This is a genomic window from Streptomyces sp. BE303 (assembly GCF_036290945.1).
GTDB lineage: Bacteria > Actinomycetota > Actinomycetes > Streptomycetales > Streptomycetaceae > Kitasatospora.
On the sequence record NZ_JAQYWZ010000713.1, the window covers coordinates 14,986 to 33,897 of the forward strand.

At 73.7% G+C, this 18,912-nt stretch carries 17 protein-coding genes; 12 read left to right on the forward strand and 5 right to left on the reverse strand.

Annotated features, from left to right (window positions below; genetic code table 11):
* Nucleotides 1-258 precede the first annotated feature (258 nt).
* Complete coding sequence (gene nadA, locus PUR56_RS19690) at nt 259-1,443, forward strand: quinolinate synthase NadA (RefSeq protein WP_329881687.1); 1,185 nt, start codon at nt 259-261, stop codon at nt 1,441-1,443.
* A 111-nt stretch (nt 1,444-1,554) separates the two neighbouring features.
* Here nadA and pspAA read toward each other — a convergent pair whose 3' ends face one another.
* Entirely contained in the window at nt 1,555-1,848 is a 294-nt protein-coding gene (gene pspAA / locus PUR56_RS19695) for a PspA-associated protein PspAA (RefSeq protein ID WP_329881688.1), read from the reverse strand.
* A gap of 60 nt (nt 1,849-1,908) precedes the next feature.
* Nucleotides 1,909-2,712: a PspA/IM30 family protein gene (locus tag PUR56_RS19700; protein ID WP_329881689.1), complete on the reverse strand. Its 804-nt coding sequence runs from the start codon at nt 2,710-2,712 to the stop codon at nt 1,909-1,911.
* A 301-nt stretch (nt 2,713-3,013) separates the two neighbouring features.
* Here PUR56_RS19700 and PUR56_RS19705 point away from each other — a divergent pair, with 301 nt between their 5' ends.
* Both PUR56_RS19705 and PUR56_RS19710 read left to right on the forward strand, forming a co-directional pair.
* On the forward strand, nt 3,014-3,613 hold the full coding sequence (locus tag PUR56_RS19705) for a DUF3043 domain-containing protein (protein WP_329881690.1): 600 nt from the start codon (nt 3,014-3,016) through the stop codon (nt 3,611-3,613).
* A gap of 215 nt (nt 3,614-3,828) precedes the next feature.
* Nucleotides 3,829-4,527 carry a class I SAM-dependent methyltransferase gene (locus PUR56_RS19710; RefSeq protein ID WP_329949916.1) on the forward strand — a complete coding sequence of 233 codons (699 nt, stop codon included), beginning with the start codon at nt 3,829-3,831 and terminating at the stop codon, nt 4,525-4,527.
* A 25-nt stretch (nt 4,528-4,552) separates the two neighbouring features.
* On the opposite strand, the gene PUR56_RS19715 is transcribed toward PUR56_RS19710, so the two are convergent.
* Nucleotides 4,553-4,756, reverse strand: a complete 204-nt coding sequence (locus PUR56_RS19715; RefSeq protein WP_329881691.1) for a hypothetical protein — start codon at nt 4,754-4,756, stop codon at nt 4,553-4,555.
* Nucleotides 4,757-4,877: 121 nt separating this feature from the next.
* Here PUR56_RS19715 and cobU point away from each other — a divergent pair, with 121 nt between their 5' ends.
* From cobU to PUR56_RS19750, 7 genes are all read left to right on the forward strand, one after another.
* Complete coding sequence (cobU, locus tag PUR56_RS19720) at nt 4,878-5,450, forward strand: bifunctional adenosylcobinamide kinase/adenosylcobinamide-phosphate guanylyltransferase (protein WP_329881692.1); 573 nt, start codon at nt 4,878-4,880, stop codon at nt 5,448-5,450.
* 28 nt (nt 5,451-5,478) lie between these two features.
* Nucleotides 5,479-6,594 carry a nicotinate-nucleotide--dimethylbenzimidazole phosphoribosyltransferase gene (locus PUR56_RS19725; protein WP_329949893.1) on the forward strand — a complete coding sequence of 372 codons (1,116 nt, stop codon included), beginning with the start codon at nt 5,479-5,481 and terminating at the stop codon, nt 6,592-6,594.
* Nucleotides 6,595-6,740: 146 nt separating this feature from the next.
* On the forward strand, nt 6,741-7,607 hold the full coding sequence (locus PUR56_RS19730; RefSeq protein ID WP_329949894.1) for an adenosylcobinamide-GDP ribazoletransferase: 867 nt from the start codon (nt 6,741-6,743) through the stop codon (nt 7,605-7,607).
* A 303-nt stretch (nt 7,608-7,910) separates the two neighbouring features.
* The gene (locus tag PUR56_RS19735; protein WP_329949895.1) at nt 7,911-9,413 is read left to right on the forward strand and encodes a leucyl aminopeptidase; all 1,503 of its coding nucleotides are present in this window, start codon (nt 7,911-7,913) and stop codon (nt 9,411-9,413) included.
* Between the two features lie 487 nt (nt 9,414-9,900).
* Nucleotides 9,901-11,307 (forward strand): dihydrolipoyl dehydrogenase, encoded by a 1,407-nt coding sequence (gene lpdA / locus PUR56_RS19740; RefSeq protein WP_329881696.1) that lies wholly within the window; start codon nt 9,901-9,903, stop codon nt 11,305-11,307.
* 57 nt (nt 11,308-11,364) lie between these two features.
* A complete protein-coding gene (gene sucB / locus PUR56_RS19745; RefSeq protein WP_329949896.1) occupies nt 11,365-13,188 on the forward strand; it encodes a 2-oxoglutarate dehydrogenase, E2 component, dihydrolipoamide succinyltransferase in 1,824 nt (607 codons plus the stop codon).
* Nucleotides 13,189-13,505: 317 nt separating this feature from the next.
* On the forward strand, nt 13,506-14,021 hold the full coding sequence (locus PUR56_RS19750; RefSeq protein WP_329949897.1) for a DUF4240 domain-containing protein: 516 nt from the start codon (nt 13,506-13,508) through the stop codon (nt 14,019-14,021).
* 16 nt (nt 14,022-14,037) lie between these two features.
* Here PUR56_RS19750 and PUR56_RS19755 read toward each other — a convergent pair whose 3' ends face one another.
* Entirely contained in the window at nt 14,038-15,081 is a 1,044-nt protein-coding gene (locus tag PUR56_RS19755; RefSeq protein WP_329949898.1) for a DUF2510 domain-containing protein, read from the reverse strand.
* Nucleotides 15,082-15,310: 229 nt separating this feature from the next.
* Nucleotides 15,311-15,820, reverse strand: a complete 510-nt coding sequence (locus PUR56_RS19760; protein ID WP_443034533.1) for a GNAT family N-acetyltransferase — start codon at nt 15,818-15,820, stop codon at nt 15,311-15,313.
* Between the two features lie 176 nt (nt 15,821-15,996).
* Here PUR56_RS19760 and PUR56_RS19765 point away from each other — a divergent pair, with 176 nt between their 5' ends.
* The gene (locus PUR56_RS19765) at nt 15,997-16,902 is read left to right on the forward strand and encodes a TIGR01777 family oxidoreductase (protein WP_329949900.1); all 906 of its coding nucleotides are present in this window, start codon (nt 15,997-15,999) and stop codon (nt 16,900-16,902) included.
* 599 nt (nt 16,903-17,501) lie between these two features.
* On the forward strand, nt 17,502-18,833 hold the full coding sequence (locus PUR56_RS19770; protein ID WP_329949901.1) for an FAD-dependent oxidoreductase: 1,332 nt from the start codon (nt 17,502-17,504) through the stop codon (nt 18,831-18,833).
* Nucleotides 18,834-18,912: the final 79 nt, after the last annotated feature.

The window sequence follows — 18,912 nt, forward strand, 5'->3', positions numbered from 1 at the left end:
AGCCAAACGCGGTCCGGCCGGATCCCGGCTCGGCCACGCCGGACCGGGTCGCAACTTCCCTCCGGCCGCACCGCGCGCCCACCGCGCACCCGTCTCTCACGCACCGCGCACCCCCCGCGGCGCTCCGAACCGGCAAGCGGTTCTCGTCACATCGCCAGGACGGCCATCGTCACTCTGACGCTAACCGGTTATCATAGATTGCGTCAGATAGACGAAAAGGCTGCACGCCCGATCGGCCGCACAGAAGGGCACTCGCCCGTGACCACCACCATCACCGAGACCTACGGCGTCGACCCCACTCCGACGCCGCTCGCTCTGCTGCTGCTCGGCCGCGAGGCCGACCCGAACAGCGAGCGCGGCGTCGAGTGCCCCGGCGACCTCCCACCGGCCTCCGACCCGAACCTCGTCCAGCGCGCCCGCGCGGCCAAGGCCGCGCTCGGCGACCGCGTCTTCATCCTGGGCCACCACTACCAGCGCGACGAGGTGATCGAGTTCGCCGACGTCACCGGCGACTCCTTCAAGCTCGCCCGCGACGCGGCGGCCCGCCCGGAGGCCGAGTACATCGTCTTCTGCGGCGTGCACTTCATGGCCGAGTCGGCCGACATCCTCACCGGCGACGCCCAGCAGGTCGTGCTGCCGGACCTCGCGGCCGGCTGCTCGATGGCCGACATGGCCACCGCCGAGCAGGTCGCCGAGTGCTGGGACGCGCTGACCGACGCCGGCATAGCCGACGTCACCGTCCCGGTCTCGTACATGAACTCCTCCGCCGACATCAAGGCCTTCACCGGCCGGCACGGCGGCACCATCTGCACCTCCTCCAACGCGAAGCGGGCCCTGGAGTGGGCCTTCGAGCAGGGCCAGAAGGTGCTCTTCCTGCCCGACCAGCACCTCGGTCGGAACACCGCGGTGCGGGACATGGGCTTCTCGCTGGACGACTGCGTCGTCTACAACCCGCACCGGCCGAACGGCGGCCTCACCGCCGAGCAGCTGCGCGACGCGAAGATGATCCTCTGGCGCGGCCACTGCTCGGTGCACGGCCGGTTCAGCCTGGACTCGGTGAACGACGTCCGCACCCGGATCCCCGGCGTCACCGTCCTGGTGCACCCGGAGTGCAAGCACGAGGTCGTCGCGGCGGCCGACATGGTGGGCTCGACCGAGTACATCATCAAGGCGCTGGACGCCGCCGAGCCCGGCACCAAGTGGGCCATCGGCACCGAGCTGAACCTGGTCCGCCGGCTCGCCAAGGCGCACCCGGACAAGGAGATCGTCTTCCTCGACCGGGCGGTCTGCTTCTGCTCCACCATGAACCGGATCGACCTGCCGCACCTCGTCTGGGCGCTGGAGTCGCTGGTCGAGGGCCGGGTGCCGAACGTGATCCGGGTCGACCCGGAGACCGAGAAGTACGCCAAGGCGGCGCTGGACCGGATGCTGGCCCTGCCGTAGCGGGCCCGCCGTACCGCTCCCGGTCGCGGCCGGCCGGTGCGGGACCGCAGACGGGCGGGCCCCCTCCCTGGTGGAGGGGGCCCGCCCTGGTGTCTGGCGCGGAGACGGCGGCTATCCGGAAACTCCCGGGATCAGGCCGTCACCTTCGTCCCGCAGCAACTGCCGGACCTCGTCGATCGTCGCATCGGCATCCGGGAGGATCAGGTCGGACGGCTCCAGGGAGTCGTCCGGCAGTGGGGTGCCGAACTGTTTCACCGCGCCGAGCAGCTCACCGAGCGCCCGGCGGAAGTGTTCCTCGTCCCCCGACTCCAGTGCGGTGAGGAGCTCGTCGTCGAGCTCGTTGAGGCGGTTCAGATGGGTCTCGCCCACCTGGAACTGCCCCTCACCCATGACCCTCATGATCATGCCGTGCGTCTCCCTGTTCCTGGGGAATGTTCCCGAAGGTGTTCCGGGGTGGAGCTCAGATCACTTGTTGTAGTTGATGCGCGGGGAGTCCTGCTGGGGGGCCGCGTCCTGCGGACGGCCCTGCTCGATGGCCTGCGGGCCGGAGGCCGGGGAGCCACCGGTCAGCTCGGCCTTCATCCGGGCCAGCTCCAGCTCGACGTCGGAACCGCCGGCCACGCGCTCCAGCTCGGCCTCGATGTCGTCCTTGCGGCCGAGACCGCTGGCGTCGTCGAGCGCGCCGGAGGCCAGCAGCTCGTCGATCGCACCGGCCCGGGCCTGCATCTGGGCGGTCTTGTCCTCGGCCCGCTGGATGGCCAGGCCCACGTCGCCCATTTCCTCCGAGATACCGGAGAAGGACTCGGCGATCCGGGTCTGCGCCTGGGCCGCGGTGTAGGTGGCCTTGATGGTCTCCTTCTTGGTGCGGAAGGCGTCCACCTTGGCCTGCAGCCGCTGGGAGGCGAGCGTGAGCTTCTCCTCCTCGGCCTGCAGCTGCTGGTACTGCGTCTGCAGGTCGTTGATCTGGGACTGCATGTTCGACTTGCGGGTCAGCGCCTCGCGGGCGAGGTCCTCCCGGCCGAGCGAGAGCGCCTTGCGGCCCTGGTCCTCGTACTTCGCCGACTGCTGCTGCAGCTGGGTCAGCTGGAGCTCCAGACGCTTGCGCGAGGTGGCCACGTCCGCGACGCCCCGTCGCACCTTCTGCAGCAGCTCAAGCTGCTTCTGGTACGAATAGTCGAGCGTCTCTCGCGGGTCTTCCGCGCGGTCCAAGGCCTTGTTCGCCTTGGAGCGGAAGATCAGCCCCATACGCTTCATGATTCCGTCGCTCATGGGCCTCGGGTGCCCCCTTCTCCGGCCTGCGGTCTCTATCTCGTTACCAGACACGACGAGTGTATGTGCAGCGAGCCCGTCGCCGCAGTGCACCTGCCTGCAACAAGCCTGCTACAGCCGACCCCCGTACGGCCTCCTCCGCGGGGTGGATACCGTCCTAGTCCCACGCTCCGGTCGGCGGAGTGATCCCCTACGGGAAACCCCCGGGAAACCCGTACCGACCGGCTATCGGACCCGATCGATATGCGTTTGGGTCCGAGGACATCGGAAGAAGCCGCCCCGCACCCCGTACGCTGGTGGTGTGTTCCGACGCCGTTCAGATGATGCCGCTGCCTCCGCCGCCGTGCTGGAGAAGCAGGACGAGACGACCCAGCCCCGCGATCCGCAGGCGAAGAAGGGCCGGCCCACGCCCAAGCGCAGTGAGGCCGAAGCCCACCGGCGTACCCGCGTGACCGTGCCCAAGGACCGCAAGGAGGCCTCCCGACAGGCCCGCGAGCGGATGCGCGCCGAGCGCGAGAAGCAGCGCACCGCGCTGCTGGAGGGCGACGAGCGCCACCTGCCGGCCCGCGACAAGGGCCCGGTGCGCAAGTTCACCCGGGACTACGTCGACGCCCGCTGGTCGCTCGCCGAGTTCTTCCTCCCCGCCGCGGTCCTCATCCTGGTCCTCAGCATCGTCAAGGTGCAGGCCCTCCAGCTGCTCTCCACGGTGCTGTTCCTGCTCTTCTTCGTCCTGGTGATCCTGGACTTCGTCCGGCTCGGCTTCGGTCTGCGCAAGCAGCTGGCCGAGCGGTTCGCCGGGCAGAACACCCGCGGCGCGGTCGCCTACGGCCTGATGCGCATCCTGCAGATGCGCCGGCTGCGGCTGCCCAAGCCGCAGGTGCGGCGCGGAGAGAAGCCCTGACCGCCGAACCGGTGGACTCCGGCTGGGCCCCTCCCGTCTGGGACGGGCCCGGCCTCTACGCGCTCCCGGGGCAGGGCGACGGCGGCCACGACCGGTTCGCCCAGGAGCGGGCCGGCCACGAGCGCCGGCTGCCCTCGCGCAGCGGCTCCTTCGCCGGCGGCACCGGCCACTGGCTGGAGCGCCTCGGCACCCTGCGCAACCTCGTCCGGCAGGAGATGGTCGCCCGGCAGCTCGCCGAGCAGCTCGCCGGGCGCAGCGCCCAGCGCGTCCTCGACATCGGCTGCGGTCAGGGCACCCAGGCACTGCGGCTGGCCAGGGCCGGCCACTACGTCACCGGCATCGACTCCGACCCGGACGCGCTCGGCGTCGCCCAGGGGGCCCTGGCCGAGGAGCCGGACGAGGTCCGCGACCGGATCCAGCTGCTCATCGGCGACGGCCACCAGTGCGGACGCTGGTTCGGCGCCCGCAGCTTCGACGTCGTGCTCTGCCACGGCGTCCTGACGTACCTCCCGGACCCCGATCCGATGATCGCCTCGCTCGCCCGGCTGCTCGCGCCCGGCGGGCTGCTCTCGCTGCTGGTCCGCAACCGCGACGCGCTGGCCCTGCGGCCCGCCGCCGCCGGTGACTGGCGGGCCGCCCTGCACGCTTTCGAGAGCGACCGGTACTACAACCGGCTCGGGCTGGCGGCCCGCGCCGACCGGATCACCGACCTCGCGGTGACCCTCTCCGAGGTGTCCGTACCGCTGCGGCACTGGTACGGCGTCCGGGTCTTCACCGACAACGCGCCCGACGACGCGGCGCCGCCGGTCGACGGCCGGCAGCTCGCCCAGCTGCTGGAGGCCGAGGAGCTCGCCGGCCGGACCGACCCCTACCGGCAGGTCGCCGCGTTGCTCCACGTCATCGGGATGAAGTAGCTCCCGGAGCCGTCACCCCCGGGCCTCAGCCCTCGTGCAGGCTCATCGAGTAGATCTCACGGCCGTCGTCCAGCAGCACGGCGGTGTCCACGCCGTCCTCGGCCAGCTGCTTCCAGGCCTCCCCGATCCAGGTCTCGGCGTCCCCCTGGCCGGCGAACTCCTCCACCTGGCCGTCGCCCGGGGCCACCGCGGTGCCGTCCGTCTTCTCGTACCGCCACGTCCAGACCATGCCCGGCTCCTCCCACTGGCGATCACTGCCGATCGCTGATGACGCGCTTGTGCTGCGCAGCCTAAGTCCTCAGGTTGCCCACCAGGGTCTTCGGTATGCGCGGTGGGAGAGGATGGGGCGCATGACTGATGACGCCCCGCTGCCCCGCACGCTCCTCCTCGGCGGCGCCCGGTCCGGCAAGTCGACCAGGGCCGAGCAGCTGCTCGCCCCGTACGGGGACGTGCTGTACGTGGCCACCGGCGGCACCCGCGACGGGGACGCCGAGTGGGCCCAGCGGGTGGCGCTGCACCGGGACCGGCGGCCGGCGAGCTGGCGCACCGCCGAGACCTGCGCGCTGGAGGCGGTGCTGGCGGACGCCGCCGACCCGGCGCCGGTGCTGATCGACTGCCTGGCGCTCTGGCTCACCTCCGTCATGGACGAGTGCGGCGCCTGGGACGACCGGGTCTGGGCCGACGGGGGCGAGGCGGCGGTGCAGGCCCGCTGCGACGCGCTGGCCGCGGCGTGGGCCGCGACCGGTCGGCCGGTGGTGGCGGTCAGCAACGAGGTCGGCATGGGGGTCGTCCCGGCCACCGCCGCCGGACGCCGGTTCCGCGACACCCTGGGCCGGCTCAACATGGCGGTCGCCGACGCGTCCGAGCGCGTGCTCCTGGTGGTGGCCGGGCAGGTGCTCACCGTCAAGCCGCCCGTCGGCTGAACACCTGCGGCGTGTAGCCTTCCGGACGATGGACACGACCGTGGATCTCGATACGTTCTCCTCGCTCGTCGAACGCCCCGACGAGAGTGCCCGGCGCGCCGCCGAGGAGCGCTGGCAGGAGCTGGACCGGCCGCGCAACGGCCTCGGCAAGCTGGAGGAGCTGGGCGCCTGGCTGTCGTCCGTGCAGGGGCGCTCCCCCGTGCGGCCGCTCTCGGCTCCCAAGGTGGTGCTGTTCGCCGCCGACCACGGGGTGGCGGCCCTCGGCGTCTCCCGGCTGCCGGCCCAGGGCGGTACGGCGGCGCGCGTCCGGGCCGTCCTCGACGGCACCGCGCCCGTCGCCCTGCTCGCCCGGCGGTTCGGTGCCGAGGTACGGGTGGTCGACGTCGCGGTCGACGCGGACCCCGCCGACTTCCCCGACGACGTGACCGCCCACCGGGTGCGGCGCGGTTCCGGGCGGATCGACGTCGAGGACGCGCTCAGCCCGGAGGAGACCGTCAAGGCGTTCCGGGCCGGGATCGCCGTCGCCGACGAGGAGGCCGACACCGGGACCGACCTGGTGGTGCTGGGCGACCTCGGGGTCGGCGCGACCACCGTCGCCGCGGTGCTGGTCGGCGCGCTCTGCGGGACGGACGCGGCGGCGGTCACCGGCCGCGGCTCGGGCGTCGACGACAAGGTGTGGATGGTCAAGTGCGCGACCGTCCGGGACTCGCTGCGGCGGGCCCGGCCGGTGCTGGGCGACCAGCTGGCACTGCTCGGTGCGACCGGCGGTGCGGACTTCGCGGCGATCACCGGGTTCCTGCTGCAGGCCGCGGTGCGGAAGCTGCCGGTGGTGCTGGACGGCGTGGTCTCGTCGGCGTGCGCCCTGGTCGCGCAGCGGATCGCGTTCCGGGCGCCCGAGTGGTGGCGGGCCGGGCAGTCCAGCGGCGAGCCGGCGCAGGCGAAGGCGTACGACCGGCTGACGCTGACGCCGCTGCAGGAGCAGGGCATCACCATGGGCGAGGGCGTGGGTGCGCTGATGGCGCTCCCGTTGCTGCAGGCCGCGTCGGACACGCTCGCGGAGAAGGTGCCGGCGCCGTTCGTGCAGGCGGCACCGAAGGAGCCGGCGAAGCTGCCGTCGGCGGCGGAGCTGCTCGGTCGGCCGTAGGACGGCCGGGAGTCGGTCAGACACGCCCCGGGCCCTCGGCCCGCCGGCCGTCCACGACGACGGTCCGGCGGACCGGGGGCCTTCGCCGTGCGCGGGGGCGGACCGCCGGGGAATGCGGGAGGCTGGTCACGGTGGAGGCGCGGACGATGACGGACGAGCGGGGACCGGGCGCACCGGGACCGGACGCACAGGGGCCGGGCGAGCGGGAACCGGACGGGCGGGCCGGGTGGGTGGACGGCCTGCGGTTCGCCTTCGGGACGCTGTCGGTCCTGCGGGTCCGGGTCGAGCGCTGGGACCGGGCCGCGGGCGGCCGGGCGATGCTCGCCGCCCCCCTGGTCGGACTCGTCCTCGGCACGACGGCCGCGGGCGCCGGGGCGCTGGTGGCCTGGCGCGCGGGCGGCCCGCTCGGCGCGGTCGCGGCCGTCGGGGTACTGGCGGCACTGACCCGCGGACTGCACCTGGACGGGCTCGCCGACGTCGCCGACGGCCTGGGCAGCGGCCGACCGGCCGAGGACGCGCTGCGCATCATGAAGCAGTCGGACATCGGGCCGTTCGGCGTCCTCACCCTGGTGCTGGTCCTGCTGGCGCAGGTCGCCGCACTCGCCGGGCAGTTCGCGGTCTCCCCCCTGCGCGGCGCGCTGGCGGTGCTCGCCGCGGCCGTGGCCGCGCGGTGCGCGCTCACCTGGGGATGCCTGCGGTCGGTGCCGGCCGCCCGCCCGGGCGGGCTCGGTGCGATGGTGGCGAGCACGGTGACCCCGGCCGCGGCGGCGCTGTCGACCGCCGCGGCGGCGCTGTCGACCGCCGCGGCGGCGCTCCTGACCGCGACCGCCGGGGCCGTTGACGGATGGTCATCCCTGCGACTGCCGCTGGCCGTTGTCGCGGGTGCGGGCTGCGCCTGGATCCTGCTGCGACGCTGCGTGCGACGCTTCGGCGGGATCACGGGCGACGTGCTCGGCGCGATGGCGGAGACCGCCGCGACCGGTGCGCTGCTGGTCCTCGCCCTGGCGGGCTGAGGACGGGGCCGGAACCCCGGCACCCGGAGGCGGTACACCGGGCGGCGCGTGATCTCGGCATGCGGACTACCATGCGGGGAGCATCGCAGCCCTGCACCGTCGCAGGTCCTGCCCGGCCGACGCGCGTTGGGGCGCCGGGGCCTCTGGTGTATGCGTCCGCCGCGGAGCCGGCGGGGGCACACAGCCAGGGGCCCCGGGTCCGGCGGGCGCCGGCCGGACAGCCCGGCCGGCGGTTCCGGGCTGCGCCGGTGCGGCACCCGCGCCGCGACCGGCCGTGGACCGCGAAAGAACAGGACGCATTACGTGACTGCATTGTCTGTGAGCACCTCCTCCGCCGCCTCGCTGCGTGCGGACGCCCTGGTGATCGGTGTCGCGAAGGGCCCCAAGGGCATTGTGCTGGCCCCCGGCGCCGAGGCCGTGAGCGAGGCGTTCGAGGGCAAGCTGGCCGAGATCCTCAGCACGCTGGGCGCGACCGGCGCCGAGGGCGAGGCCGTCAAGGTGCCTTCCCCCGCCGGCCTGAAGGCCGCGCTCGTGCTCGCGGTCGGCCTCGGTGACACCGCCGAGGGCTCCTACGAGCTGGAGGCCCTGCGCCGCGCCGCCGGTGTCGCCGCACGGGCCCTCGCCGGCAGCAAGAAGGCCGCGCTGGCCCTTCCGGCCGAGTCGGCCGAGGAGACCGAGGCGGTCGCGCTGGGCGGCCTGCTCGGCGCCTACGCGTTCGGCACCTACAAGAGCGGCGGCGGCAAGGAGCCGGTCGGCGAGCTGATCCTGCTCTCGACCCGCAAGGGCAGCAAGGACGCCAAGGCTGCCGTCGAGCGCGCCCTCGTCGTCGGCGAGGAGATGAACCGCGCCCGCGACCTGGTCAACACCGCGCCGAACGACCTGAACCCGAAGGGCTTCGCCGCGATCGCCCAGGCGGCCGGCAAGGAGCACGGCCTCAAGGTCGAGGTGCTGGACGAGAAGGCGCTGCTCAAGGGCGGCTTCGGCGGCCTGCTGGGCGTCGGCAACGGCTCGACCAACCCGCCGCGGCTGGTGAAGGTGGCGTACACCCACCCGAAGGCCAAGGCGAGCCTGGCGTTCGTCGGCAAGGGCATCACCTACGACTCGGGCGGCATCTCGCTGAAGCCGGCCGGTCACAACGAGACCATGAAGTGCGACATGGCCGGTGCCGCCGCGGTGTTCGCCGCCGTGGTCTCCGCCAAGCGCCTCGGCCTGGCCGTCAACATCACCGGCTGGCTGGCGCTCGCCGAGAACATGCCGTCCGGCTCGGCGACCCGCCCGGGTGACGTGCTGCGGATGTACGGCGGCAAGACCGTCGAGGTCCTGAACACCGACGCCGAGGGCCGCCTGGTGCTGGCCGACGCGATCGTCCGGGCCGGCGAGGAGAAGCCGGACGTCATCGTCGACGTGGCGACGCTGACCGGCGCGATGATGCTGGCGCTGGGCAGCCGCACCTTCGGCGTGATGGCCAACAACGACGAGCTGCGCTCGATCCTGCACGCCGCCTCGGGCGAGGTGGGCGAGCAGTCCTGGCCGATGCCGCTGCCGCCCGAGCTGCGCAAGGGCATGACCGAGTCGACCATCGCCGACCTGGCCAACATGGGCGAGCGGATGGGCGGCGGCCTGGTGGCCGGGCTCTTCCTGAAGGAGTTCGTGGCCGAGGGCATCGACTGGGCGCACCTGGACATCGCCGGTCCGGCGTTCCACGAGGGCGCGCCGTTCGGCTACACCCCCAAGGGCGGCACCGCGACCGCGGTCCGCACCCTGGTCCGCTTCGCCGAGCAGAAGGCGGCGGGCGGCAAGGCCTGACCGACACCGGCGCCCGCGGGCGCGGGACGAAGGCGGGGCGGGGTCCGGCGCGAGCGCGCCGGACCCCGTCCGGCTTTCCCCCCACCGGGCGGTCCTCGCGCGGCGGCCCTCGACCGACGGTCCTCGTCCGACGGTCCTCGTCCGGCCGAGCCTCGCGCCCGAGTCGGTTACCGGCCGGTAGGGGACGCGACGGGGAGTCCGCACCCCTGTTCGCTGCGGGCGAAACTTTGTTCCGCACTGCGGAACCGGGCGCTCCGCAGGCTCGGACGACTCCGTCGGGCCCGCTGTCAACACCGCCCTGAGCTGCGACGATGCCCCTCCGTCCGGGGTGCCCCCACCCCTGCGACCGCCCCTCGGGACACCCCTGGGGCGGACCCGGACATCAGCCGCCGCGAACAAGTGCGAAGATGTATTTCCGGCACGACTGGGCGCCCCACAAAGGCTTCCGAACTACCGGACCGTGACCGGCCCGGCGATCCACACCCCATTGCATGGAGGACGTGACGTGGCGAACGACGCCAGCACCGTTTTCGACGTAGTCATTCTCGGAGGCGGAAGCGGCGGTTACGCCGCGGCGCTCCGCGCCGCCCAGCTGGGCCTGAGCGTCGCCCTGATCGAGAAGGGTGAGCTCGGCGGCACCTGCCTGCACCGCGGCTGCATCCCGACCAAGGCGCTGCTGCACGCGGCCGAGATCGCCGACGAGACGAAGGAGGCCGCCGAGTTCGGTGTGCTGGCCACCTTCCAGGGCATCGACATCAACGGCGTCCACAAGTACAAGGACGACGTCATCGCCGGCCTGTACAAGGGCCTCCAGGGCCTGGTGGCGTCCCGCAAGGTGACCTTCATCCAGGGCGAGGGCAAGCTCTCCTCGCAGACCTCGGTGGACGTCAACGGCCAGCGCGTCGAGGGCCGCCACATCGTGCTGGCCACCGGCTCCGTGCCGCGCTCGATCCCGGGCCTGGAGATCGACGGCAACCGCGTGATCTCCTCGGACCACGCCCTCAAGCTCGACCGCATCCCGAAGTCGGCCGTCATCCTCGGCGGCGGCGTGATCGGCGTCGAGTTCGCCTCGGTCTGGAAGTCGTTCGGCGTCGAGGTCACCATCGTCGAGGCCCTGCCGCACCTGGTCCCGCTGGAGGACGAGAACTCCTCCAAGCTGCTGGAGCGCGCCTTCCGCAAGCGTGGCATCAAGTTCGAGCTGAAGGCCCGCTTCTCCGGCGTCGAGTACACCGAGACCGGTGTGCGCGTCTCCACCGAGAACGGCAAGCAGATCGACGCCGACCTGCTGCTCGTCGCCATCGGCCGCGGCCCGGTCTCGGCCGGCATCGGCTACGAGGAGAACGGCGTCGCGATGGACCGCGGCTACGTCCTCGTCGACGAGTACATGCGCACCAACGTGCCGACCATCTCGGCCGTCGGCGACCTCGCCCCGACCCTGCAGCTGGCTCACGTCGGCTTCGCCGAGGGCATCCTGGTCGCCGAGCGGCTGGCCGGCCTCAAGCCGGTGCCGATCGACTACGACGGCGTCCCGCGCGTGACCTACTCCAACCCCGAGGTGGCCTCCGTCGGCATCTCCGAGGCCAAGGCCGTCGAGCTGTACGGCAAGGACAAGGTCGTCACCCTCAAGTACAACCTGGCCGGCAACGGCAAGAGCAAGATCCTGAAGACCGCCGGCGAGATCAAGCTCGTCCAGGTCAAGGACGGCGCCGTGGTCGGCGTCCACATGGTCGGCGCCCGGATGGGCGAGCAGGTCGGAGAGGCTCAGCTGATCTACAACTGGGAAGCTCTGCCTGCCGAGGTCGCGCAGCTCATCCACGCGCACCCGACCCAGTCCGAGGCTCTGGGCGAGGCGCACCTGGCGCTGGCCGGCAAGCCGCTGCACGCGCACGACTGATCGCGCCCCACCCCCCAAACTTCCAGTACGCAAGACTTGATAGGAGTCGCTGAAACCATGGCGGTCTCAGTAACACTGCCCGCGCTGGGCGAGAGCGTTTCCGAGGGCACCGTCACCCGTTGGCTGAAGGCCGAGGGTGAGCGCGTGGAGGTCGACGAGCCACTGCTCGAGGTCTCCACCGACAAGGTCGACACCGAGATCCCGGCCCCGGCCTCGGGCATCCTGGCCTCGATCAAGGTCGGCGAGGACGAGACCGTCGCCGTCGGCGCCGAGCTCGCGATCATCGACGACGGCTCCGGTGCGCCGGAGGCCGCTCCGGCCCCGGTCGCCGAGGCCGCTCCGGCTCCGGCCGCTCCGGTCGCCGAGGCTGCTCCGGCCGCCGAGGCTGCTCCGGCCCCGGTCGCCGAGGCGCCGGCCGCCGCTCCGGCCCCGGCTGCCGCCCCGGCCGCCCCGGCCGGCGACGCCACCCCGGTGCTGCTGCCCGCACTGGGCGAGTCGGTCTCCGAGGGCACCGTCACCCGCTGGCTGAAGGCCGAGGGTGACACGGTCGAGGTCGACGAGCCGCTGCTCGAGGTCTCCACCGACAAGGTCGACACCGAGATCCCGTCGCCGATCGCCGGCACCCTGGTGAAGATCCTGGTCGGCGAGGACGAGACCGCCGAGGTCGGCGCCCAGCTCGCGCTGATCGGTGCCGCGGGTGCTGCCCCGGCTCCGGCCGCCGCTCCGGCTGCTCCGGCTCCGGCCCCCGTCGCCCCGGCTGCCCCGGCTCCGGCCCCGGCTCCGGCCGCACCGGTCGCCGCTCCGGCCCCGGCTGCCCCGGCTGCCCCGGCTCCGGCTCCGGTCGCTGCCCCGGCTCCGGTCGCTCCGGCTGCCCCGGCTCCGGCCCCGGCTGCCCCGGTCGCCGCTCCGGCTGCCCCGGCCCCGGCCGCGCCGGCCGCCCCGGTGGTCGACGCCGGTGACGCCTACGTCACCCCGCTGGTCCGCAAGCTCGCCGCCGAGCAGGGCGTCGCGCTGGCCTCCGTCACCGGTACCGGTGTCGGCGGCCGCATCCGCAAGCAGGACGTCCTGGCCGCCGCCGAGGCTGCCAAGGCCGCTCCGGCCCCCGTCGCCGCTGCCGCCCCGGCCGCCGCGCCGAAGGCCGCCGCCGCCGCGCCGTCCCCGCTGCGCGGCCAGACGGTCAAGATGACCCGCATGCGCAAGGTCATCGGCGACAACATGCTGAAGGCCCTGCACGAGCAGGCCCAGCTGACCAGCGTGGTCGAGGTCGACGTCACCAAGATCATGTCGCTGCGCGGCAGGGCCAAGGAAGGCTTCCTCGCCCGCGAGGGCGTGAAGCTGTCCCCGATGCCGTTCTTCGTCAAGGCCGCCGCCCAGGCGCTGAAGACCAACCCGGTCGTCAACGCCCGGATCAACGACGCCGAGGGCACCATCACCTACTTCGACACCGAGAACATCGGTATCGCGGTGGACTCCGAGAAGGGTCTGATGACCCCGGTCATCAAGGGTGCGGGCGACCTCAACATCGCCGGCATCTCCAAGAAGACCGCGGAGCTGGCCACCAAGGTGCGCGGCAACAAGATCACCCCGGACGAGCTGTCCGGCGCGACCTTCACCATCAGCAACACCGGCTCGCGCGGTGCGCTGTTCGACACCGTGATCGTGCCGCCGAACCAGGCGGCCATCCTGGGCATCGGCGCCACCGTCAAGCGCCCGGTCGTCATCGAGGCCGACGGCGGCACCGCCATCGGCATCCGTGACATGACCTACCTGTCGCTCTCCTACGACCACCGCCTGGTGGACGGCGCCGACGCCGCCCGCTACCTGGTGGCCGTCAAGGAGATCCTGGAGGCCGGCGAGTTCGAGGTCGAGCTCGGCCTGTAAGGGTCCCCGCAGGTACACAGCGGTACCGGAACCCCGCGTCGTCCCCGGACGGCGCGGGGTTCCGCGCTCCCCGGAGCCGCTCCCCGTGCTGCCTCCCGGCAGCCGCTCGCCGGCGGGTGCCTCCCGGGGGCGCGGACCGACGGGTGCCCGCCGGACGGTTCGGGCCGACGGGTACTCGCCGGCGGTGCTCACCGACGGGTGCGGACCGGCCTGCGGCCACGGATCTCCCCGCGGATTCGAGATTTTCGCGTGGTTCAGGGTGATTCGCACGACCATCGCATGCGCACGTGCGGGGGAACAGGGATGCTGGAGCGGTGATGGACGAGACCGACTTCTGGCAGATCATCGACGAAACCCGGGAAGCCTCCGACGGCGATCCGGACGAACAGGCCGAACGCCTGGTGGAACGGCTCGCCCAGCTGGCCCCGGACGACGTGATCGATTTCGCGCGACTCTTCGAGGCCCGGTTCCAGCGCGCCTACCGCCACGACCTGTGGGGCGCGGCGTACCTGTTGCTGGACGGCGCCTCCGAGGACACCTTCGACTACTTCCGGTGCTGGCTGATCGGCCAGGGCCGGGACGTGTTCGAGGGCGGGCTGCACGAACCGGACGACCTGGCGGACCTGCTGCCCGAGTTCGACGAGGAGGAGGACGGCGAGGCCGAGGACCTCGGCTACGCCGCCGACGAGGCGTACGAGCAGCTGACCGGACTGCCGCTGCCCGAGGTGGGCGAGCGGCAGCCCGCACGACCGTACGGGGCCGCCCTGGACTTCGACGACCCCGACGTCATGGCGAAACGGTTCCCCAAGCTCTGGGAGCGGTACGGGGACTGAGCCCCGCGGCGGGCGGTCAGGTGGTGGAGCCGCCCGCCGCGCCGGTGTCCTGCTTGATGCCCTTGAGGATCTGGTCCAGCACGGTGGGGTCGGGCGCGCCCGCGGCGTCGTCGACCCCGCCCTCGAAGGCCACGTAGCCCCCGCCCTTGGCCGGCACCGCCACCATCAGGACGTAGCCCTTGCTGCCGTCCGCCGTGACGATGTGCCAGCGCACCGCGTAGCCGGAGATGCCCGCGACCGTCGTGCTGGACGAACCGGCGTCGGTGTGCGACGAGATGTTGCTGAAGATCGCCGCGGCGTAGGTGGGCATCGCGGCCTCGGCCGCCGCCCGGGCCGAGGCGCCCGAGACGGTGTCCTTCTCGACCGAGAACTGTCCGCGGATGCAGGATCCCCCGCCGGGGCAGGTGTACCGGCCGCTGCCGAGGAAGACCGTCGAGTGCGCGCCGTCCGTCGTCGCGTCCCAGCCGTCGAAGACCGGCACCGTGATGGCGTGCTGAGGGTCGGCCACGGTGTCCTTGACCGCCGGCGCCGGGCGCGCGGTCGTCGTGGGCGTGGTTCCCCGGGTCGGGGTCGGAGTCGGGGTCGGAGTGCGGGTGGCCGTGGGGCTCGGGGTGTCCGTGACGGTCACGGTCGCCACCGGGGTGGTCGGACCGGCCGTCGGGGTGCCGCCGCCGCTGTTGAGCGCGATGGCGGCCACCACACCGACCACGGCCAGCACCCCGACCACGATGGCCACGGCCGTACCCGTCTTCATCCGGTTCGACTGGGGCTGGGGAGTGTAGGCGGCCTGCGGATAGCCGTAGGAGGGCGGGTTCTGCGTCGGGTAGCCGTACCCGGGCTGCCCCTGCTGCGCCGCACCGTAACCGTAGGAGGGGGGCGCGGAGGCCTGCGTCGGGTTCTGCCAGGAGACCTGTGTCGGGGCGTCGGCAATCTGACCGCCGCCCGCCTGGACGGGCCGCACCTCGCTGGTCCAGGCGTTGCCGTCCCACCAGCGCTCATGACCGGCCGTGCCGTCCGCACCCGGTACCGGGTACCACCCCGGAGGCGTCGAGTTGCTCACGGCCGTACCGTACCCGTCCGGGTGACGGTCCAGACAGGCCGGGTCTGTCACGACTCTGCACCACCCGCGTCCGGATCTGACGACTCGCCGGTAACGCGCCTGGTGGGGCGGCGGAAGCGGGTTCGGGGGCGGGGCGGCCCTGGGCGGGCGGCCCCGCCGCCGGGCCGTTCCGCCCCGCGGAGGGCCGGGGTCGGGCCGAGAGGTCGGGGCCGGGCGCGGGGGCGCGGTGTCAGGCCGTGAGGGTGCGGGCCATGAGGATGTCGTCGACGTACCGGCCGTCGATCAGGAACTCCTCGGCCATCGAGCCCTCGACGACGAAGCCGCAGCGCTCGTAGAGGCTGCGCGCCGGAGCGTTGTGGCCGAGCACGCGCAGGGTGAGCCGGCGGGCGCCCTGCTCGCGGGCCGCGGCGCAGGCGGCCTCGACCAGCGCGACGCCGACGCCGCGGCCCCGGGCCCCGGCGTCGACCGCGAGGCCCTGGATCTGGCGCACGTGCGCGTTGCTGGCCAGCGGAGTGGGCGGGACGACCCGGACGTAGCCGACGACGCGGTCACCGAGCACGGCGAGCAGGAACTGGTCCGGGCTGTGGCGCTCGTCGAACACGTCCGCACCCTCGTCGGGCCGTGGAGCGACATCGGCCAGCCAGGTCCACGCCGCACGGTTGAGGGCGGAGAGCTCCTTCTCGTCCTCGGCCTGAGCGGGACGGATGATCAGATCGTCGGCTTCGCGCATGCGCGTCATGCTAATCAGCGGGGTCCCGGGCGTACACGGAATTACCGGGTGGGGTGCCTCGACGTCCGGGCCCGACGTCCGGGCGCGACGTCCGGGCGCGACGTCCGGGCGGGCCGCGCCCCGGCCGGCGACGCTCCGGCCGGCAGCGCCCGGGTCTGCGAGGTCCCGGCTGCGAGGATGTCCGCATGAGAATCGCGGTCACAGGATCCACGGGACTGATCGGCTCGGCACTCGTCGACTCGCTGCTGGCGGACGGCCACGAGGTGGTACGGCTGGTCAGGCACCGCTCGAAAACCGGCCCTCGACCGGACGGCACCACCGCCATCGGCTGGAACCCGCTGCTGGGTCAGGTCGACCGGGCCGGGCTCGCCGGGGTGGAGGCCGTCGTGCACCTGGCCGGCGCCGGGGTCGGCGACCGGCGCTGGACCGACGCCTACAAGCGGGAGATCCGCGAGAGCAGGGTGCTCGGCACCGAGACGCTGGCCGCCGCGGTGGCCGGGCTCGCCGAGCCGCCGCAGGTCTTCCTCAGCGCGTCGGCGGTCGGCTTCTACGGACAGACCGGGGACCGGGTGATCGACGAGGAGTCGCCCGCCGGGGACGACTTCCTGGCCGAGGTCTGTGTCGAGTGGGAGGCCGCCGCCGGAGCGGCCGAGCGGGCCGGGGTCCGGGTGGTGCACCCGCGGACCGGGCTGGTGCTCTCGGCGGACGGCGGCGCGGGCGGGCGGCTCTTCCCGCTGTTCCGGCTCGGCCTCGGCGGGCGGCTCGGCGACGGCCGGCAGTACTGGAGCTTCATCTCCCTGGCCGACGAGGTCGCGGCGCTGCGGTTCCTGATCGACCGGGAGGACCTGAGCGGCGCGTTCAACCTCACCGCCCCGGAGCCGGTGACCAATGCCGAGCTGACGGCGGCGCTCGGCCGGGAGCTGCACCGGCCGACGCCGTTCCCGGTGCCCAAGGCACTCCTGGACGCCGTGCTGGGCGAGTTGGCGGTCGAAGTGGTCGGCAGCCACCGGGTGGTGCCGCGGAGGCTGCTGGACGCGGGCTTCCGGTTCCGGCACCCCGACGTGGATTCGGCGGTGCGGGCGGCCCTCTGACCCGACGGCGCGGCGGGAACGGGGCGGTGGGAACGGGGCGGGGCGTACGGCGCCGGGAGCGGGGGCTGCGGGCGACGGGCCGCCGGGCAGGGCCGCCGGGGGCGGGCGGCGGGCCGGGGGCGGCGGCCGGGGGGCAGGCGGGCGGCGGGCGGGCGACGGACGGCGGGCCGGGGGGCGGCGGCCGGGCGCAGCGGGCCGACCGGGGGCGGCGGGCGCGACGGGTTCGACGACCGCCGCGGCGCCGATGCACGGTCCCCCCACCACCGCGTAGGCGCCGTACGACGTCCGCCCTGGCCATGGGCATATGCCCGACGCAGTCCGGGCGGGGCTCCGTGAGGGGGCGCACGGGAGCACGCTGCGGGCGCGTTACGCGCCCCTGGTGACCGTGCGCGCCCGCCGGGCCGGAATCCCACCCGGATCGAATCACAGTCCGTGACCGAGCCCCCACCGGATGCTGTCACTCCTCTTCCCGGCTTCGGATCGGGCCCGATGCGCCTGTCTGACCCTCACACTGACTGGGCATCACATCGTCGGACCGTGTCCCAGCACCCCGCTACCTGCGCCGGCCCGAAACCCCGGGACCAGGGAGGGAGCCACCCGTGCCCACGTATGACTTCATTCGCCGCACCCGCCGGCAGTCCGATCCGGACGTCGTTGTGGTCGGAGCCGGACTCGCGGGCCTGGCCGCCGCCCGCGTCCTCACCGGCCACGGCCTGACCGTCCAGGTCCTCGAGGCCTCGGACCGGATCGGCGGCCGAGCAGCCACCCACGAGCTGGACGGATTCCGGCTCGACCACGGAAGCCACCTGCTGAACACCGCCTTCCCCGAGCCGCGTCGTGTGCTCGACCTCGACCGCCTCGAACTGCGCCCGCTCGCCCCCGGCGTCCTTGTGCACAGCGCCGGGCGCCGGTACCGGGTCGGGGACCCACAACTGACCACCGCCCGGCAGGCCGCCGCCCGGGCCCCACTGGGCAGTCCGCTGGACAAGGCGCGGCTCGGCAGCTGGCTCAACCGGCTGGCGGCGACCCCCGCCGCCCGTCTCAAGGCCCGACCCGAGACCACTGCCGCCCGGGCTCTCGCCGACCGCGGGCTCGCCCCGCGGACCGTCGACGGCCTCCTGCGACCGCTGCTCGGCGCCCTGCTCAGCGACCCGGCCCTCGGCACCAGCAGCCGGGTCGCCGACCTGGTGCTCCGCTGCTACGCGCGCGGCCGGCTCTGTCTGCCCGCCGGCGGGATCGCGGCCGTGCCGGCCCAACTGGCCGCCGCCCTCCCCGCCGGCACCGTACGCACCGGCGTACGGGTCACCTCGATAGCGGCCGACGGCGTGGAGACCGTCGGGCACGGGCGGATCAACGCCCAGGCCGTGGTGGTCGCCACCGACCCCCGGTCCGCCACCGGCCTGCTGCCGGGCCTGCGGCTGCCCGGCTTCCACCCCGTCACCACCTTCTACCACGCGGCCGACCGGAGCCCGCTCGGCGAGGCGGTCCTCCTCCTGGACGGGGACCGCCCGAACGGTCAGCAGTCGCTGGTCTCGCACTCGCTGGTGCTCAGCGAGCTGCACCCGTCGTACGCGCCGGCCGGGCAGGCGCTGATCGCCACGACCGTGCTCGGCCGCCGCAGCTTCGACGCCGGCGGGCCGGCCGCGCTGGAACCCGCGGTCCGCGGACGGTTGGCGGAGCTGTACGGGACACCGGTGGCGGGCTGGCAGTTCCTGAGCGTGCGGCACCTCCCGGACGCCGTACCGGCCATGCCCCCGCCGCACAACACCCGGCGGCCGGTCCGGCTGCTGGCCGGGCTGTACGTCTGCGGCGACCACCGCGACACCAGCAGCGTGCAGGGCGCGCTGGTGTCCGGACGCCGGGCCGCCGAGGCCGTGGTCCGTGACCTCGGGCTGCCGCTGGCCGTGCGGGAGGCGGAGGCGGCGGCCTGACGGGCCCGTTGCCGTCACCGGCACGCGGCCGGGCTGCCGGAGAGGGGCCCGGCCGCGTGCCAGTATGCCGATATGACCG

Bases quoted from the DNA above. Each gene is read 5' to 3' on its own strand.
- pspAA (WP_329881688.1), bottom strand. From the start codon at position 1,848: ATGATCATGAGGGTCATGGGTGAGGGGCAGTTCCAGGTGGGCGAGACC.
- PUR56_RS19700 (WP_329881689.1), bottom strand. From the start codon at position 2,712: ATGAGCGACGGAATCATGAAGCGTATGGGGCTGATCTTCCGCTCCAAG.
- PUR56_RS19710 (WP_329949916.1), top strand. From the start codon at position 3,829: ATGGTCGCCCGGCAGCTCGCCGAGCAGCTCGCCGGGCGCAGCGCCCAG.
- PUR56_RS19715 (WP_329881691.1), bottom strand. From the start codon at position 4,756: ATGGTCTGGACGTGGCGGTACGAGAAGACGGACGGCACCGCGGTGGCC.
- cobU (WP_329881692.1), top strand. From the start codon at position 4,878: ATGACTGATGACGCCCCGCTGCCCCGCACGCTCCTCCTCGGCGGCGCC.
- PUR56_RS19725 (WP_329949893.1), top strand. From the start codon at position 5,479: ATGGACACGACCGTGGATCTCGATACGTTCTCCTCGCTCGTCGAACGC.
- PUR56_RS19730 (WP_329949894.1), top strand. From the start codon at position 6,741: ATGACGGACGAGCGGGGACCGGGCGCACCGGGACCGGACGCACAGGGG.
- sucB (WP_329949896.1), top strand. From the start codon at position 11,365: ATGGCGGTCTCAGTAACACTGCCCGCGCTGGGCGAGAGCGTTTCCGAG.
- PUR56_RS19750 (WP_329949897.1), top strand. From the start codon at position 13,506: ATGGACGAGACCGACTTCTGGCAGATCATCGACGAAACCCGGGAAGCC.
- PUR56_RS19760 (WP_443034533.1), bottom strand. From the start codon at position 15,820: ATGACGCGCATGCGCGAAGCCGACGATCTGATCATCCGTCCCGCTCAG.
- PUR56_RS19765 (WP_329949900.1), top strand. From the start codon at position 15,997: ATGAGAATCGCGGTCACAGGATCCACGGGACTGATCGGCTCGGCACTC.